14 protein-coding genes are annotated in these 16,112 nt (G+C 70.1%); 9 read left to right on the top strand and 5 right to left on the bottom strand.

All coding sequences use genetic code 11. From position 1 onward, the window contains the following. Positions 1-11 precede the first annotated feature (11 nt). The 5 genes from NTM_RS23870 to NTM_RS23850 all read left to right on the top strand — a co-directional run bounded on the left by NTM_RS23870 (position 12) and on the right by NTM_RS23850 (position 5,580). Positions 12-701, top strand: coding sequence for a class III extradiol ring-cleavage dioxygenase family protein (locus NTM_RS23870; protein ID WP_104861575.1), 690 nt, complete (start codon positions 12-14; stop codon positions 699-701). Then, complete coding sequence (miaA, locus tag NTM_RS23865; RefSeq protein ID WP_179963984.1) at positions 698-1,624, top strand: tRNA (adenosine(37)-N6)-dimethylallyltransferase MiaA; 927 nt, start codon at positions 698-700, stop codon at positions 1,622-1,624. Before NTM_RS23870 ends, miaA begins: the two co-directional genes overlap by 4 nt. Positions 1,625-1,628: 4 nt before the next feature. Then, complete coding sequence (gene dapF / locus NTM_RS23860) at positions 1,629-2,498, top strand: diaminopimelate epimerase (RefSeq protein ID WP_163768427.1); 870 nt, start codon at positions 1,629-1,631, stop codon at positions 2,496-2,498. A gap of 75 nt (positions 2,499-2,573) precedes the next feature. Continuing rightward, complete coding sequence (hflX, locus tag NTM_RS23855; protein ID WP_197746369.1) at positions 2,574-3,986, top strand: GTPase HflX; 1,413 nt, start codon at positions 2,574-2,576, stop codon at positions 3,984-3,986. A gap of 220 nt (positions 3,987-4,206) precedes the next feature. Beyond that, positions 4,207-5,580 (top strand): DEAD/DEAH box helicase, encoded by a 1,374-nt coding sequence (locus NTM_RS23850; RefSeq protein ID WP_435405132.1) that lies wholly within the window; start codon positions 4,207-4,209, stop codon positions 5,578-5,580. Here the strand turns inward: NTM_RS23850 and NTM_RS23845 are convergent. Then, positions 5,553-7,841 carry a molybdopterin guanine dinucleotide-containing S/N-oxide reductase gene (locus tag NTM_RS23845; protein ID WP_163768422.1) on the bottom strand — a complete coding sequence of 763 codons (2,289 nt, stop codon included), beginning with the start codon at positions 7,839-7,841 and terminating at the stop codon, positions 5,553-5,555. The genes NTM_RS23850 and NTM_RS23845 overlap by 28 nt on opposite strands. A gap of 175 nt (positions 7,842-8,016) precedes the next feature. Here NTM_RS23845 and NTM_RS23840 point away from each other — a divergent pair, with 175 nt between their 5' ends. Continuing rightward, complete coding sequence (locus NTM_RS23840; protein ID WP_163768419.1) at positions 8,017-10,194, top strand: LGFP repeat-containing protein; 2,178 nt, start codon at positions 8,017-8,019, stop codon at positions 10,192-10,194. Positions 10,195-10,203: 9 nt separating this feature from the next. On the opposite strand, the gene lexA is transcribed toward NTM_RS23840, so the two are convergent. After that, positions 10,204-10,902, bottom strand: a complete 699-nt coding sequence (gene lexA / locus NTM_RS23835) for a transcriptional repressor LexA (protein ID WP_104861414.1) — start codon at positions 10,900-10,902, stop codon at positions 10,204-10,206. Positions 10,903-11,112: 210 nt separating this feature from the next. On the opposite strand from lexA, the gene NTM_RS23830 reads away from it, so the two are divergent. Next, positions 11,113-11,580: a LysM peptidoglycan-binding domain-containing protein gene (locus tag NTM_RS23830; protein WP_104861577.1), complete on the top strand. Its 468-nt coding sequence runs from the start codon at positions 11,113-11,115 to the stop codon at positions 11,578-11,580. Positions 11,581-11,744: 164 nt separating this feature from the next. Continuing rightward, complete coding sequence (gene nrdR, locus NTM_RS23825; protein ID WP_104861415.1) at positions 11,745-12,209, top strand: transcriptional regulator NrdR; 465 nt, start codon at positions 11,745-11,747, stop codon at positions 12,207-12,209. Positions 12,210-12,214: 5 nt separating this feature from the next. Here the strand turns inward: nrdR and NTM_RS23820 are convergent, their stop codons facing one another. From NTM_RS23820 to NTM_RS23810, 3 genes are all read right to left on the bottom strand, one after another. After that, complete coding sequence (locus NTM_RS23820; protein ID WP_104861416.1) at positions 12,215-12,904, bottom strand: PhzF family protein; 690 nt, start codon at positions 12,902-12,904, stop codon at positions 12,215-12,217. 35 nt (positions 12,905-12,939) lie between these two features. Next, positions 12,940-13,962 (bottom strand): alpha/beta fold hydrolase, encoded by a 1,023-nt coding sequence (locus tag NTM_RS23815; RefSeq protein WP_104861417.1) that lies wholly within the window; start codon positions 13,960-13,962, stop codon positions 12,940-12,942. Between the two features lie 69 nt (positions 13,963-14,031). Then, on the bottom strand, positions 14,032-15,024 hold the full coding sequence (locus NTM_RS23810; protein ID WP_104861418.1) for a proteasome assembly chaperone family protein: 993 nt from the start codon (positions 15,022-15,024) through the stop codon (positions 14,032-14,034). A gap of 212 nt (positions 15,025-15,236) precedes the next feature. Here NTM_RS23810 and NTM_RS23805 point away from each other — a divergent pair, with 212 nt between their 5' ends. Next, complete coding sequence (locus tag NTM_RS23805) at positions 15,237-16,019, top strand: trypsin-like serine peptidase (protein ID WP_104861419.1); 783 nt, start codon at positions 15,237-15,239, stop codon at positions 16,017-16,019. Positions 16,020-16,112: the final 93 nt, after the last annotated feature.

The following is a 16,112-nucleotide window of genomic DNA, read 5'->3' as shown; positions in this document are numbered from 1 at the left end:
AGTTGGTGACCGTGCTGAGCGCCATTGCGATCGTTCCGTCGGCACCGCTGCTGGTCCCGGAACTGGCCTCGTCGGCGGCCGGTGAGACCGAGGATGCGCGGTCCGCCGCGATCGCCGCGGCCGCCGGGCTGCCGTCTCGGTGGATCGCCGTCGGTGTCGCGCAGGACGACGGCGTCTACGGTCCGGCGGCGGCCGGAACGTTCGGCGGCTACGGCGTCGACGTCCGGGTCGCGCTGTCCCCGCAGGCCGCGGGCGCGGACCCGGTCGCGCTGCCGCTGTGCGCGCTGATCGCCGGCTGGCTGCGCGGGCAGGCACGCCCGGATGCGACGGTCGAGGTGCACACCTTGCGTGGCGACCTGCCGTCGGCCGCCGCGGTCGACCACGGCAAGGCGCTGCGTGAGCGGCTGGACGCCGACGCCGACGCGGTCGGTGTGCTGATCGTCGCCGACGGGGCCAACACGCTGACCCCGGCCGCGCCCGGGGGCTACGACGAACACTCCCCGGCCGTCCAGGCCGCGCTCGACGACGCGCTGGCCGCCGGCGACCCGGCGGCGCTGACCCAGCTGCCCGACGGTGTCCTCGGGCGGCCCGCCTACCAGGTGCTGGCCGGGCTCACCGGATCGCGGCCGCAGGGGGCCGAGGAGCTCTACCGCGGTGCCCCGTACGGCGTCGGCTACTTCGTCGGCGTCTGGACGCCATGACTGCGGTGCGTCCGCTGGCGATCGTCGGCCCGACCGGCACCGGCAAGTCGGATCTGGCGCTGGCAGTGGCCGATGCGCTCGCCGGTGACCTCGCGGTCGAGGTGGTCAACGCCGACGCGATGCAGCTCTACCGCGGTATGGACATCGGCACCGCGAAGCTCGCGGTACACGAACGGCACGGCTTGCCACACCACCAGCTCGACGTCCTCGAAGTCACCGAAACCGCGAGCGTGGCCCGCTACCAGCAGGCCGCCGCCGCCGACGTCGAGGCCATCGCCGCGCGCGGCGCGCTGCCGGTCATGGTCGGCGGTTCCATGCTCTACGTGCAGTCGCTGCTGGATCAGTGGTCCTTCCCGGCCACCGACCCGGCGGTGCGGGCACGCTGGGAACAACGCCTCGCCGAGGTCGGGGTCGCCGCGCTGCACGGTGAGCTGGCAGCGGTCGACCCGGCCGCCGCGGCGTCGATCCTGCCGACCGACGGCCGCCGCATCGTGCGGGCGCTGGAGGTCGTGGAACTCACGGGCCGGCCCTTCGCCGCGTCGGCGCCCACCATCGGCGCGCCGCGCTGGGGCACCGTGATCATCGGACTGGACTGGGACACCGCGGTTCTCGACGACCGACTGCGGCGCCGCACCGACCTGATGTTCGAGCGCGGCCTGGTCGAGGAGGTGCAGATGCTGTTCGGGCGCGGGCTGCGCGACGGCGTCACCGCGGCCCGCGCGCTCGGCTACGCGCAGGTGTTGGCCGACCTGGACGCCGGTGGCGACGGCAGCGCCGCCCGCGAACCCACCTTCATCGGAACCCGCCGCTACGTGCGCAGGCAGCGGTCGTGGTTCCGCCGTGATCACCGCATCCACTGGCTCGACGGTGGGTCGGACCGCAAGGTCGACGACGTCCTGCGCATCTTGCGCGCCGTATCCTGACCAGGTGGAGTTCGCCAAAGGGCACGGCACGCAGAACGACTTCGTGGTGCTGCCCGACCTGTCCGCAGCGCTGACGCTGACCCCCGGTGCGGTCGCCGCGCTGTGCGACCGTCGGCGCGGGCTCGGCGCGGACGGGTTGCTGCGGGTCACCACCGCCGGCGCGGCGCTGGCCGCGGGCGTGTTCGAGCGGCTGCCCGACGGCGTCGCCGCCGACGACTGGTTCATGGACTACCGCAACGCCGACGGTTCGGTCGCCGAGATGTGCGGTAACGGGGTGCGGGTATTCGCGCATTACCTGCGCGCCAGCGGCCTGGAGCAGCGCGCCGAGTTCGTCGTCGGCTCCCTGGCCGGCCCGCGGCCGGTCGTGCTGCACTCGGTCGACGACGTCACGGCCGAGGTCACCGTCGAGATGGGCAAGGCGAACCAGCACGGCGCCGGTGCTGCGACCGTCGGCGGCCGGACGTTCACCGGGCTCGCCGTCGACGTCGGGAACCCGCACCTGGCGTGTGTCGACGCCACCCTGACTCCCGACGAGCTGATCGCGCTCGATGTGGCGGCGCCGGTGAGTTTCGACGCCGCGCAGTTCCCCGACGGGGTCAACGTCGAGGTGCTCACCGCCCCTCGCGACGGCGCGGTCTCGATGCGGGTGCACGAGCGCGGAGTCGGCGAGACCAGGTCCTGCGGTACCGGCACGGTGGCCGCGGCGGTCGCGGCCCTGGCGCACGAGGGCGCGCAGACCGGTGCGCTGCAGGTGCGTATCCCCGGCGGTGAGGTCACCGTCACGATCACCGACGCCAACAGCTATCTGCGCGGCCCGTCGGTGCTGGTGGCCCGCGGCGAACTCGCCGACCGATGGTGGGCGGCGCAGACATGACGGGAATGGTCGCGACGGCCGCCGCGTTAATCGGGGTGCATGAGAAGTGATGTTCGTGCGAATCTTTATTCGCCTATGACCCATCCCGAATTCCCCGACAACACTCCCAGCGTCGGCGAGCTGGCCCTGGAAGACCGTACCGCGCTGCGCCGTGTCGCCGGGCTGTCCACCGAACTCGACGACGTCTCCGAGGTCGAATACCGGCAGCTGCGCCTCGAGCGCGTGGTGCTGGTCGGCGTCTGGACCGACGGCACCGCCGCCGACGCCGACGAAAGCCTCGCCGAACTGGCCGCCCTGGCCGAGACCGCCGGCTCCGAGGTACTCGAAGGGCTGATCCAGCGCCGCGACAAACCCGACCCGTCGACCTACATCGGCTCCGGCAAGGCCGTGGAACTGCGCGAGATCGTGCTCGCCACCGGCGCCGACACCGTGATCTGCGACGGCGAACTGAGCCCCGCTCAGCTCAACGCGCTGGAGAAGGTCGTCAAGGTCAAGGTCATCGATCGCACCGCACTGATCCTCGACATCTTCGCCCAGCACGCCACCAGCCGCGAGGGCAAGGCGCAGGTGTCACTCGCACAGATGGAGTACATGCTGCCGAGGCTGCGCGGCTGGGGCGAGTCGATGTCGCGTCAGGCAGGCGGCCGCGCCGGTGGTGCGGGCGGCGGCGTCGGTACCCGCGGACCCGGTGAGACGAAGATCGAAACCGACCGGCGCCGCATCCGTGAGCGGATGTCGAAGCTGCGCCGCGAGATTCGTGACATGAAGCAGGTCCGCGACACCCAGCGCAGCCGCAGGCTCGCCAGTGACGTGCCGTCGGTCGCCATCGTCGGCTACACCAACGCAGGCAAGTCCAGCCTGCTCAACGCGCTCACCGGCGCCGGTGTGCTGGTGGAGAACGCATTGTTCGCCACCCTCGAACCCACCACGCGCCGTGGCGAACTCGCCGACGGGCGGGAGTTCGTGCTGACCGACACCGTCGGGTTCGTGCGGCATCTGCCCACCCAGCTCGTCGAGGCGTTCCGCTCGACACTGGAAGAGGTCGTCGACGCCGAACTGCTCCTGCATGTCGTCGACGGCGCCGACGCCAACCCGCTCGCCCAGATCAACGCGGTACGCACCGTGCTGCGCGAGGTGGCCACCGATTCAGACGCGCCATTGCCGCCGGAGTTGTTGGTGGTCAACAAGATTGACGCCGCCGACGATCTCGCGGTGGCTCAGCTGCGGCGCGCGTTGCCGGATGCGGTGTTCGTCTCGGCGCACACCGGGGAGGGCCTCGACCGGCTGCAGGCGCGGTTGGCCGAGATGATCGCCCCGCGCGACGCGGTGATCGACGTCACGATCCCCTACAGCAGAGGCGATCTGGTGAACCGTGTGCACGCCGAGGGGCGGGTCGACGCGGTCGACCACCTGGAGGCGGGCACCCGGATCAAAGCGCGGGTGCCGATCGCGCTGGCGGCCGGCCTGGCCGAGTTCGCGACATTCTGAACAGGGTGAATGCGACGTTCGGACCCCGGTCCGGTAGAGTCGGACCCGATGTCGGCCGTGCACGGCCAACGTAGGTCCCGCATTCAGACCCGCCGACACACCCAACAGCTCTTGTGTGGCGCCATCGCCACCATTGTGTGCGCACTTCCGCTGGACGGACCTCCGTCGCGGCTGCCGGGCACACGCTGCCCGACAAGACCGTGAAAGACAGGACTCCATCATCTCCACCGAAACCGCCACTCAGGCAGCCACAGCGTCGTCCACCACGGCGACCTTCGCCGACCTCGGCGTGCCCGCACCGCTGGTGCGCGCACTGACCGCGCAGGGCATCGCCGCACCGTTCCCGATCCAAGAGGCCACGCTGCCCGACTCGCTGTCCGGGCGTGACGTGCTCGGCCGCGGAAAGACCGGCAGCGGAAAGACTCTCGCGTTCTCCATCCCGCTGGTGGCCGCCCTGTCCGGGGGTCGCCGGCAGGCGTCGCGGCCCACCGGCCTGGTGCTTGCGCCGACCCGCGAGCTGGCCACCCAGATCACCGCGACGCTGGAACCCCTTGCGGCAGCAGCAGGTCTGCGTGTCACCACCATCTACGGCGGTGTCTCACAGGGCAGGCAGGTCTCCGCGCTGCGCGCCGGCGTCGACATCGTCGTCGCGTGCCCGGGCCGCCTCGAAGATCTGATGCAGCAGAAGGTGATCAGCCTCGACAACGTCACGGTCACCGTGCTCGACGAGGCCGACCACATGGCCGATCTCGGCTTCCTGCCCGGCGTGACCCGCATCCTGGCCGCGACCCCGAACGGCGGCCAGCGGCTGCTGTTCTCGGCCACCCTGGACAACGGGGTGGACAAGCTGGTGCGCCGATTCCTGAACAACCCGGTGCTGCACTCGGTCAACGAGGCCGCCGAGGCGCCCGCGCAGATGACCCACCACGTGTTCCATGTCGGTGGTGTGCAGGAGAAGAAGGATCTCGTGCACCGGCTCGCATCGGGCACCGGACGCCGGATCCTGTTCATGCGCACCAAGCATCAGGCGCGCAAGCTCGCCAAGCAGCTCACCGAGGCCGGTGTGCCGTCGGTGGATCTGCACGGAAACCTGTCCCAGCCGGCCCGTGAGCGCAACCTCGCGGCGTTCTCCAGCGGCGAGGCCCGGGTGCTGGTCGCCACCGACATCGCCGCGCGCGGTGTGCACGTCGACAACGTCGAGCTGGTCGTGCACGTCGACCCGCCGATGGAGCACAAGGCCTACCTGCACCGGTCCGGCCGGACCGCCCGCGCTGGCAGCGACGGCGACGTCGTGACCGTCGTGCTGCCCGAACAGCGCCGCGACACCCAGGCGCTGCTGCGCAAGGCCGGGATCTCGGTTCGTCCTCGCGACGTCCGTGCCGACTCCCCTGAGGTGGTCGCGCTCGTCGGCGAGATCGCGCCGCTGCGCGCCCCGGCCCCGACGGTCGCGCCCGCGGCCAAACCGGCCGCCAAGCGTCCCGACCACCACCGCGCTCCGCGGGGTGGACACCAGGACCGCACGTCGCGTGGTCCCCGGCGCCGTCGGCCGCGCCAGGGTGCCCAAGCTCAGCGCGGCGCCAGCACCGGAGGCTGATGCGCGCGTACCGCGGGCGGTTGCGCGGTGTACTTCTCGACCTGCACCAGCACATGGGCGCCGGTGCAGCCGTGGGCCAGTGACGACGTCCCGACGTCGTCGGTGAGCACGTTCGGATTGCCGTGCACGCACATCGAATCCAGGTCCGCGGGATCGGCAGGATCGAACCACGCCCCGGTGGCCAACTGCACCACGTGGCGGCGCACGCCGTCGTCGAGGACCGCGCCCGCCAGGCAGGCGCCGCGGTCGTTGTACACCCGGACCACATCGCCCGCGGTCACGCCGCGCTCGTGCGCGTCGTGCGGGTTCATTCGGATCGGCTCTCGCCCAGCGACTTTCGAGCGCTGACTGGCCGCGCCGCCGTCGAGTTGGCCGTGCAGCCGGTTCGCCGGCTGGTTGGCCACCAGGTGCAGCGGATAGTCCGTCGCGCGCCGGCCGCCCAGCCACTCGGTGGGCTCGAACCACGTCGGATGGCCCCTGCAGTCGTCGTATCCGAAGCCGTCGATCTCGGCGGAGAAGATCTCGATCCTGCCGCTCGGCGTGGCGAGCCGGTGTGCCGCCGGGTCGGCGCGGAAGTCGGCCAGCAGCGTCAGCCCGTCGTCGGTGGGCAGCCGAAGCTGTCCATCCGCCCAGAAGTCGTCGAACGTCGGCACCTCGAAATCGAGTGTGACCCTCCACTTCTCGTAGATGTGGCGTAACCACTGCCAGGACGTGCGGCCCTCGGTGAAGGCATCCTCGACCCCGAGGTGGCGGGCCAGCGCGGTGAAGGTGTCATAGTCGTCGCGCGCCTGCGCATACGGTTCGGTCAGCTTCGGCATCGCCATCAGCAGCGGATCGTTGCGTGACCCGGACAGATCGTCGCGCTCGGCGAACGTCGTGGACGGCACGACGATGTCGGCGTGCTTGGCCATCGCCGTCCAGTACGGGTCGTGCACCACCACGGTGTCGGGGCGGCACAGCGCGCGTCGCAGCCGGGGCAGGTTCTGATGGTGGTGGAACGGGTTGCCGCCGGCCCAGTACACCAGCCGGATGTCCGGGTAGGTGAGCCGAAGGCCGTTGTAGTCGAACGGTTCCCCCGGATGCAGCAGCATGTCGCTGATCGCCGCGACCGGGATGAACGTCGACACCGGGTTGATGCCCTGCGGCAGCCGGGGGAGTGCGCACCGGATCGGGGCCAGCCCCGGCTCGTTCATCGAGCCGTAGCCGTGCCCGAACCCGCCACCCGGCAACCCGATCTGCCCGAGCATCGCGGCCAGCGTCATCGCCATCCAGGGCGCCTGCTCGCCGTAGCGGGTCCGCTGCAGCGACCAGCTCACCGTCACCAGGGTCCGGCCCGCGGCCATCCTGCGCGCGAGCGCCGTCAGCTCCTCGGCGGCGAGCCCGCACAACGACGCGGCCCACTGCGGGGATTTCGGTGTCCCGTCGTCCACGCCGAGCAGATAGCGCTCGAAGCGGTCGTATCCGGTGCAGTACGTGGCCAGGAACCGGCGGTCAGCCAGCTTTTCGGTGGCCAGGACGTGCGCCAGCGCCAACATGATCGCGACATCGGTGCCCGGCACCGGGGCGTACCAGTCGCACGGGCCTTCGACGTCGTCGCGCAACGGTGAGAACGACACGATGGTCCCGCCCCGGTCCCGAAACCTGTTCAGCGCGTGGCGCGCTGGGTGGGCTGTGGTGCCGCCGTCGTTGACAGCGGTGTTCTTCAGCGCCAGGCCGCCGAAACACACGATCAGATCGGTGTTTTCGACGATGACGTCCCACTGGGTGGATCGCTTGAACAGATCGTCGTGGGTGCCGACGACGCGCGGCATGATCACACCGGTGGCGCCGAGGCTGTACGAGTGACGCGAATACGTGTAGCCGCCAATGCAGTTCAGGAACCGGTGCACCTGGCTCTGGGCGTGGTGGAATCGGCCGGCGCTGGACCACCCGTAGGAGCCGCCGTAGATCGCCTCGTTGCCATGGCGATCGGCGACGCGGCGCAGTTCGTCGCCCAGCAGCGAGACCAGTTCCTCCCACGTCACCGCGACGAACTCGTCTGCGCCGCGGCGTGTGGTGGGGCCGGCACCGTCGTCGAGCCAACCGCGGCGCACCGCGGGGGTGGTGATCCGCGACCGGTGCCGGACCGAACCGGGCAGGTTCGCCAGTGCCGGTGACGGATCGGCGTCACCGGCCCAGGGTGCGACGGAGGCGATATCGCCTGCGTGGACGGTCGCGGTGAACGCGCCCCAGTGCGTCAGGCTGGTCTTCGAGGGCGCCACGCGGTCGAGTCTACGGACGGTCTCCGGGCACTTCTTTTGTGATCGATTCGGCGAGGTGACTTGGTTATCGACGTCAACTGACGCAAAGTGAACGGACGCGGTAGCTTTTCTCAGCCTTTTGCAAGAAAACTTGCACGAGGAACGAAGGACCTGTCACCGACCGCGGGGAGGATGAATGATCCGGCAGCCCAAGCTGCGCCTACGTGTGGTCGGTCGGTTGACCGTCGGGTTGTTGGGGGTGGCCACGGCGCTGCTGCTGGCACCCGCCGCGGTGGCCCAACCCGAGGTCGACGCCAACAACTCCATCACCGCCGCCTGGGAGGCCAGCGGCGGGGACACCGGACCACTCGGTCCCCGAAACGGTGACGTGTATCCGGCCGGCGAGGGCTTCGCGCAGAACTTCGCCGGCGGAAAGATGTTCTTCACCCCCGCCACCGGCGCCCACTTCATGCAGGGCGCGATCCTGGACAAGTACGAGTCGCTGGGCGGGCCCGCCGACGGCGATCTGGGCTTCCCGAAGATCGACGAGGGCCCGGGTCGCGCGCCCGACAGCCGCAACAGCACGTTCTCGGCGCCCGACAACCCGGTGATCTTCTGGACCCCGGCGACCGGCGCCCGGGTGGTCCGCGGTGCGATCAACGCGGCGTGGGACAAGCTGGGCGGCTCCGCGGGTGCACTCGGGGTGCCCGCCGAGGATGAGACGTACAACGGCGCCGTGGTGACCCAGAAGTTCACCAACGGCGAGATCTCCTACGACTCGCGCGCGAAGACGTTCACCACGGTGCCGCCGGAGCTCGCCGGGCAGTTGGGCGACCTGACGATCCCCGACGATCCCATCGTCGCCATCAATGCCGCACGCCGCGCTGCGGGCGGGCCGCTGGGCCCGCTCGGCGCCGCCGAGGGCGAGCCGTATGAGATCGGCGATGACGGCATGGGCCAGGACTTCGCCAACGGAGCCATCTTCTACAGCCCGGACACCGGCGCCAATGTGGTCACCGGCCAGGTGCTCGCGAAATACGAGAGCGTCGGCGGACCCGAGGGCGACCTCGGCTTCCCGGTCACCGGGGAGGAGGACGGCGGACTCGCACCGTCGAGCCGCAAGAGCGAGTTCGCCGCGCCCGACAAACCGGTGATCTTCTGGACCCCGGACCACGGTGCGTTCATCGTGCGTGGGCCGATGAACGCGGCCTGGGAGAAGCTCGGTGGCGCCACCGGTGAGCTCGGCGCCCCGGTCGCCGATCAGGACGAGAGCGGCAATGTGATCTCGCAGCGCTTCAGCGGCGGCGTCATCTCCTGGGACACCTCCAGCAGGAAGTTCAGCACCGAACCCGCCGCGCTGGCCTCGCAGCTCAGCGATGTGGAGGTGCCCGGCGCCGAGGCGCCCGCTGCGGCCCTGCCGTCACCGCAGGCCTCGGAGAACTCCGAGAACGCGGGCAGCAAGTGGAAGCGGTGGTGGCTGCTGGCGATCGTGCCGCTCGTGCTGCTGGCGGGCCTGGTCGGGCTCGCGCTGTCGCACAAGCGGTCTCGCCCCGGTGCCGAAGACACCTCCGCCGGTTCGGGTCGCGGTGACGCGCCCGCCCCTGCGGGGGACACCGCACGTGGTGGCGACGACGGTGCCGAGGATGCGTTGTTCGGCGATCGGTACGCCCGTGAGGGTCTGGGATCGTTGACTGCCGCCTCGCCGTCGGCGGCGTCGTTGCCCGCCGAGGACTTCACGCCCGAGCCGATGGGCTTCTGGGGTGCGCCGGTGGGCAGCGAGGCCGAGTCGGCCGAGGGGGATGGCGTCGAGCGCGACGAAGTCGGGCAGCGCGAAGGCGCTGAGGATCCCGACGCCGATCCCGATGCGGTGGATACGGCGCCGACCCGCGTGCTGACGGCGCCTGACGTGCCCGACGACGCCGAATTCAGTGATGTCGCCGAGTTCTCCGATGATGCCGAGTTCTCCGATGACGCGGTCCCCGATGACACGGTCTACGTCGAGGAGGTCTCCTACATCGACGTCGAAACGTTCGAGGACGCACCCTACGAGGACGCACCGTCAGCGCAGGGCGCCCCGTTCGCCGATGCGGAGGTCGACGCCGACCGCGAACCGCTCGTGGCGCCGCGCAACGCGTTGACCGACACCGGTCGCCACGCACGCATCGACATCGACGAGCCGATGCCGCTCGGCACCGCGTTGCACATGCCCTTCGACGACCCGAACGAGGTGCCAGAGGGCTATCCGGTCAAGGCCGACACCAAGACCGGCCTGTACTGGACGCCGGACAGCGCCGACTATCACGAGGCGCCGGTCGAATTGTGGTTCGCCACCGAGGAGATCGCGATCACGAACGGGTTCGTCCGGGGCGAGTGACGCCCGGTCTCAGATCTTGCGGATCACGGTGACGACCTTGCCCAGCACCTGGGCGTCGTTACCGGGAATCGGGTCGAACGCCGGGTTGTGCGGCATCAGCCAGACCTGACCCTTGGTGCGCTTGAAGGTCTTCACGGTGGCCTCGCCGTCGATCATCGCCGCGACGATGTCGCCGTTGTCGGCGACGCTCTGCTGCCGGACGACCACCCAGTCGCCGTCGCAGATCGCCGCGTCGACCATCGATTCGCCGACGACCTTGAGCAGGAACAGCGACCCCTCGCCGACCAGTTCGCGCGGCAGCGGGAACACGTCCTCGACGGCCTCTTCGGCCAGGATCGGGCCGCCGGCGGCGATCCGGCCCAGGACCGGGACGAAGGTCGGCTCCGGCAGCGCGTCGGACCCGGCGACGTCGGTGGCCACGATCGGGGTCACCTGTTCGTCGGCGCCGCGCACGTCGACCGCGCGCGGCCGGTTGGCGTCACGCCGCAGGTAGCCCTTGCGTTCCAGGGTGCGCAGTTGATGTGCGACCGATGAGGTGGACGTCAGGCCGACCGCGTCACCGATCTCTCTGATGCTCGGGGGATAGCCGCGCTGGGTCACCGAGGCGCGGATGACGTCGAGGATGGTGCGCTGACGCTCTGTCAGGCCGGAATCACGGCCGCGGCCAGCGCCGGGGCCTTCGGTGCTGTCACTGCTGTCGTCGCTCATGTGCCCGAATGTAACCCGGCGACAACGATTAATCAAACATGTGTTCGAGGCGTGTCGGGTCTCCAGGCGGCGGATCCGAAACGCGACCCGGACTTGTCGGTGGCTGCCGCTAGCGTTCGCAACAGTTCGATCACGTGTTCTATTCATCGAACACCTGATCGAGTAAAGTTCGAACACAAGAGCGAATGACCCGGAGTGAAAGGCAACGCCATGACCATTCTCGACGATCGCGAAATCTGGAACGAGTTCGAGCGCGCGCCGCTGCAGATCGCGGGCGGGCAGATCCGCCCGGTCCGGGCGTCGCGGCGTCCGGCCTCCCGACGCCCGGCCGGCGCGGCGGTGCGCCATCGCGGAACCGGGGTCCTGGTGTCCCGGGCCCCGCACCGGCGTCGCCCGATCACCCCGCTGACCACCGTCGCGCTGGCGCTGGTCGCCGGGGCGATCACGTTGTGGCTCGGGCTGATCGCGCAGGTCGGCGGCGCGACGGCCGCGGAGACGGAGATGCCGGGTCGGCTCGCCGTCGTCCAGGTGCAGAGCGGCGAGTCGCTGCAGCACGTCGCGCGACGGGTGGCGCCCGATGCCCCGGTCGCCGAGGTCGTCTCGCGGATAAGGGAACTGAACCAGCTGGAGTCGGCGGCGCTGGACGCCGGACAGACGCTGATCGCCCCGGTGGCCTGAGCCGCCCGCGGCCCAGGAACCAAAGAATCTGCTGCCCAACCACTTCGAGGATGTCGCCGATGCGATACGCGTTATCGGGTCCGGCCTTCGGCCGCCCGCGGGCGACGCAGGTACGCTCGAAGACGTTCGAGACCGTTGTCTGTCGGCGTGGGGAAGGAGCGGCGATGCACTGTCCGTTCTGCCGTCACCCGGATTCCCGGGTCGTCGACTCCCGTGAAACCGATGAGGGGCAGGCCATCCGCCGGCGCCGGTCCTGCCCGGAGTGCGGTCGCAGGTTCACCACGGTGGAGACCGCGGTACTCGCGGTGGTCAAACGCAGCGGCGTAACCGAACCGTTCAGCCGCGAGAAGGTGATCCGCGGGGTCCGGCGCGCATGCCAGGGGCGCCAGGTCGACGACGACGCGCTCAATCTGCTCGCCCAGCAGGTCGAGGATGCGGTGCGGGCCACCGGATCCCCGGAAGTGCCCGCCCATGAAGTGGGACTGGCCATCCTCGGGCCGCTGCGCGATCTCGACGAGGTCGCCTACCTACGATTCGCGTCGGTGTACCGCTCGTTCTCCTCGGCCGAGGACTTCGAGCGCGAGATCCAGGCGCTGCGCGCGCACCGCGAGGTATCCGCCCCGAACTGAGCGGGTCAGTCGATCTGCCGCACGCCGTCGTCGACCACGCGGCCCGCGACCTGCACCCAACCCTCCGGGGTCCAGGTCGTCTCGATGACCGAACCCTTTCCCTGCACGATGGTCAGGTCCTGACTGAGGTATTCGGTGATGCGTACCGCGGCCGCCCCGGTCGCCTCGTCCTCACGGATTCCCAGGCTCGGTGCGAACATCCGGGACCGGATCGTGCCGGCCTCCTTGTCGAGCCAGGTCCACAGGTAATGCTCGGCCCCGTCGTCGTCATAGTCGTCGGGGTCGGCAGCGGCGAGCTCATCGACGGTGGCTACGTCATGGATCGAGAAGGCGGGTGCCCAATCGGCGCGGGCGCTGACCGAGGTCACGTCGCCGCGGTAGGTGACCTGCACGATTCCGGCGGGCACCTGCAGCGTCTTGACCGGCATCCCGCGGTCCCTGAGCCACCATGCCGCCCCGACCGTCGGATGCCCGGCGAACGGAAGTTCCGTGGTCGGGGTGTGGATGTGCGCCTGCGCGCTGTGCGTGCCCTCCGGAGGCAAAGTGATGAAGATGGTTTCGCTGTAGCCGAGCTCGGTGGCGATGCGCTGCCGATCCCGCGGGTCGACGGCGGCGGAGTCCACCACGCCCAGCGGGTTGCCGAATGTGCCGTCCTGGTCAGTGAATACGCGAAGCACCGTCACATCGATGGCCATGCGCCAGATGCTACGTGGCCGGACGTTCGTCCTGGTCAGGTTGCGCTGCGTTCGTCCGAGCCCATCGCGTCCAGCACCGCGACCCGGGTGTCGACGTCGCCGGTGATCGTGTTCTCGCTGATGCCGGTGCGTAGCAGGTCGCGCAGGAAGTCCTGGTCGTAGACGGCGGGCTCGGTGGAATCGATGAACTTCTCGACGAGCTCGACGAACCGGTCCGGGTCGTCGTGGAACGGGAAATGGCCCGAACCCTCGAAGATCTCCAGCTGGGATCCGGGCATCGCGGCGTGCGCCATCTCCGCGTGGCTCATCGGGATCACCGAATCGTGGCTGCCCCAGATCAATTGCACCGGCACCGACTGGGTGAGATAACACCGGTCCAGCATCGTCACCACCTGGCCGCGCCAGTCCACCACCGCGCGCAGGGTGCGGGCGAACGCCGACGACGCCGTCGGCTCGGGCAGGTCGGCAAGGATGCGCAGCATGTCGGGGATGTCGCGGCTGACGCCCGTCGAGCCCAGCACCGGCGCGCCGAGCCGTCCGAGCAGCCGCAGCGCGGGCAGCACCATCGGCAGGCGCAACACCGCCAGCGCCTCACTGCCCAGCGGCAACGACGCCACCCGCAGCGCGATGTTGACGTCTTTTGTGACACCTCCGGCACCGACCAGGATCAGCCGTTCCACGAGCTGCGGGAACTGGTAGGCGAACTGCATCGCGACGCCGCCGCCGAGGGAATGGCCGACCACGGTCACGCTGTCGATGCCCAGCACGCTGAGCAGATCCCGCATGCCGTTCGCGTACGCGGCCACCGAATAGTCGGCACGAGGCTTGTCGGACTTGCCGTGGCCGAGAAGGTCGGGGGCGATCACGGTGAACCGTTGGGCCAGTTGCGTCTGCACGCTGCTCCACGTCGTGGAGTTGTCGCCGATGCCGTGGATGAGCAGAATCGCCGGGCCGGACCCGGCGATCCGGAACGCGCGCCGGTATCCGTGGATGGTGCGGTACTGCAGCGTCGGGGTGAGATCGCGCACCGGCTGCAGGTTGGGTTTGCGTTCGCTCACCGCGTACGCCCCGGGCTACTCGTCATGTACGCCAGCCTCGTCGTCGGGCCGGCGCTGTGCCGCAGGACGTCAGACGCCGTCGCGCGGGCTGTCGTCTCCGTCCTTGCGCTTCTTCTCGCCGGCCTGCTGGGCGAGGAATCGCTCGAATTCGGCACCGAGCTCCTCTCCGCTGGGCAGATCCTCGTCGCGCGCGAGCAGAGATCGATTCTCCTGTGCGGCAACGTAGGCATCGTACTGTCGCTCCAACGCCTCCACCACTTGAGCGACCTCGGGACTGGCGCCGACCTGCTCGTTGATCTTGTCGAACACCGCAGCGGCCGCCGTGGTCAGGTCGGTGGTCGGGATTTCCAGCGAAGCGTTTCTGGCGACCTCGACGAGCAGTGTCTCGGCGGCGGTCGGATAGTCGGTCTGCGCCAGGTAGTGCGGCACGTGCACGGTGAAACCGACCACCTCGTAGCCGTGCTGCGCCATCCGGAACTCCAGCAGATTCGACGCGCTGCCGGGCACCTGCACCTCGCTGATCCACGGCTGGTGCTCGGCGATGAGCTCCTTGTCGTTCGAATGCGCGGTCAGGGTCATCGGCCTGGTGTGGGGCACCGCCATCGGGATCGACCCGAGACCGATGACCCGGCGCACCCCGAGCCGCTCGGCGAGCAGCCGCACCGCGGTGATGAAACGCTCCCACCGCAGGTCCGGCTCCAGGCCCGACAGCAGCAGGAACGGGGTGCCGACGGTGTCGCGCAGCGCGTACAACTTCAGTTCGGGCTCGTCATAGTGGGTGAAGTGGTCGGTCTTGAACGTCATCAACGGACGCCGTGACCGGTAGTCGAGCAGCTCGTCGATGGCGAATGACGCCACCAGCTCGGTGTCGAGGGTGTTCTTCAGGTGCTGGCTGGCCAGCCGGATGGCGTGGCCGGCGTCCGAGAAGCCCTCCAGGGCATGGATCAGGACCGGGCCGCGGCCGTCGGGGGCGGACAGCTGCGGGCCGGGGAACTCGAGCTCGTACATGCCGGTCTGCTCCGGCTGATACTGCTGACCGGGATCGTGAACCTCGTCTGCCATCTTTCGTCTCCTCGCCTCGACGCGTCCCAGATCTGGTGCTCGACCGGGGCCGCGAACCACAAGTGTCCCGCACGCCCCTGACGTGGCCGCCGCTGGATGGCGTGTGGTGTCACCCATGTGTTCGAACGCCCGCACGCAGACGTGAATTTCCGCAGTGGTTCGGCATTCCCCGCCGCAACCGTGCGGAAACAGGCCGCGGGCACGATGGATACATGCGACGAGCCCTCCGCGCCGCACTGCGGCTGATCGCCGGCGCCACGCTGCTGACCGTGCTCGCCGGTTGCGCCGGTCCCGAGGCGCCACCGGCGGTACCGTCGCCTGCGCCGCCGACGGCGCAGGCTGCCCGCCCCGATCCCCGCATCGGGGCCCTGTTCATCGGCGACGACGTGCACGTGTGCACCGGCGCGGTGCTGGCGGCGTCGGCGGATGTGATCCTGACCGCCGCGCACTGTGTCGCCGAGGGCGTGGACACCACGTTCGTCCCCGGCTACACCGAGGAGGAGGACGCCGGCGACGCCGGCAGATGGCGCGTCGACGCCGTGTACCTGGACCCGCGCTGGGTCACCGACCAGGATCCCGCGGCCGACTTCGCGGTCGTGCGGGTCAGCCGCGACGACGGAGCGCGGCTGGACACCGTCGTCGGCAGCGGGTTCCGGCTGGGTACCGCGCCAGGGCCGGGACGTGAGTTCACGGTGACGGGCTACCCGGCCGGTGTCGGGGGCGGGCCCGTCGCATGCGCGGCCGCGACAGCCGGTGCGCGCGAGGGATTCCCTGAACTGCACTGCGACGGGGTGGTCGCGGGATTCTCGGGCGCACCGTGGGTCTCGGGATCCACGGTGTCGGGTCTGGTCGGCGGTCTCGACGGCGGGGGCTGCGTCGAGGAGACCTCCTACTCGCCGCCGTTCGGCGCGGCGCTGGACCTGCTGCTGTCGAGGGCTGAAGCCGGCGGGCCCGGCGACACACCACCCGACTCGTTCGACGACGGCTGCAATTGACGCACCCGCGGCCGCGCCCGGGAGTGTCGGTCGCCATCCCCAGATCCGAATTCATCCCCAGATGCGCGGCGCGGCGCAGCAGTCGGGCCGCCG

It is taken from the genome of Mycolicibacterium parafortuitum (assembly GCF_010725485.1).
Lineage (GTDB): Bacteria > Actinomycetota > Actinomycetes > Mycobacteriales > Mycobacteriaceae > Mycobacterium.
The sequence above is the reverse complement of the archived record's forward strand: the minus strand, read 5'-3'. Positions and strand labels throughout refer to the sequence as shown.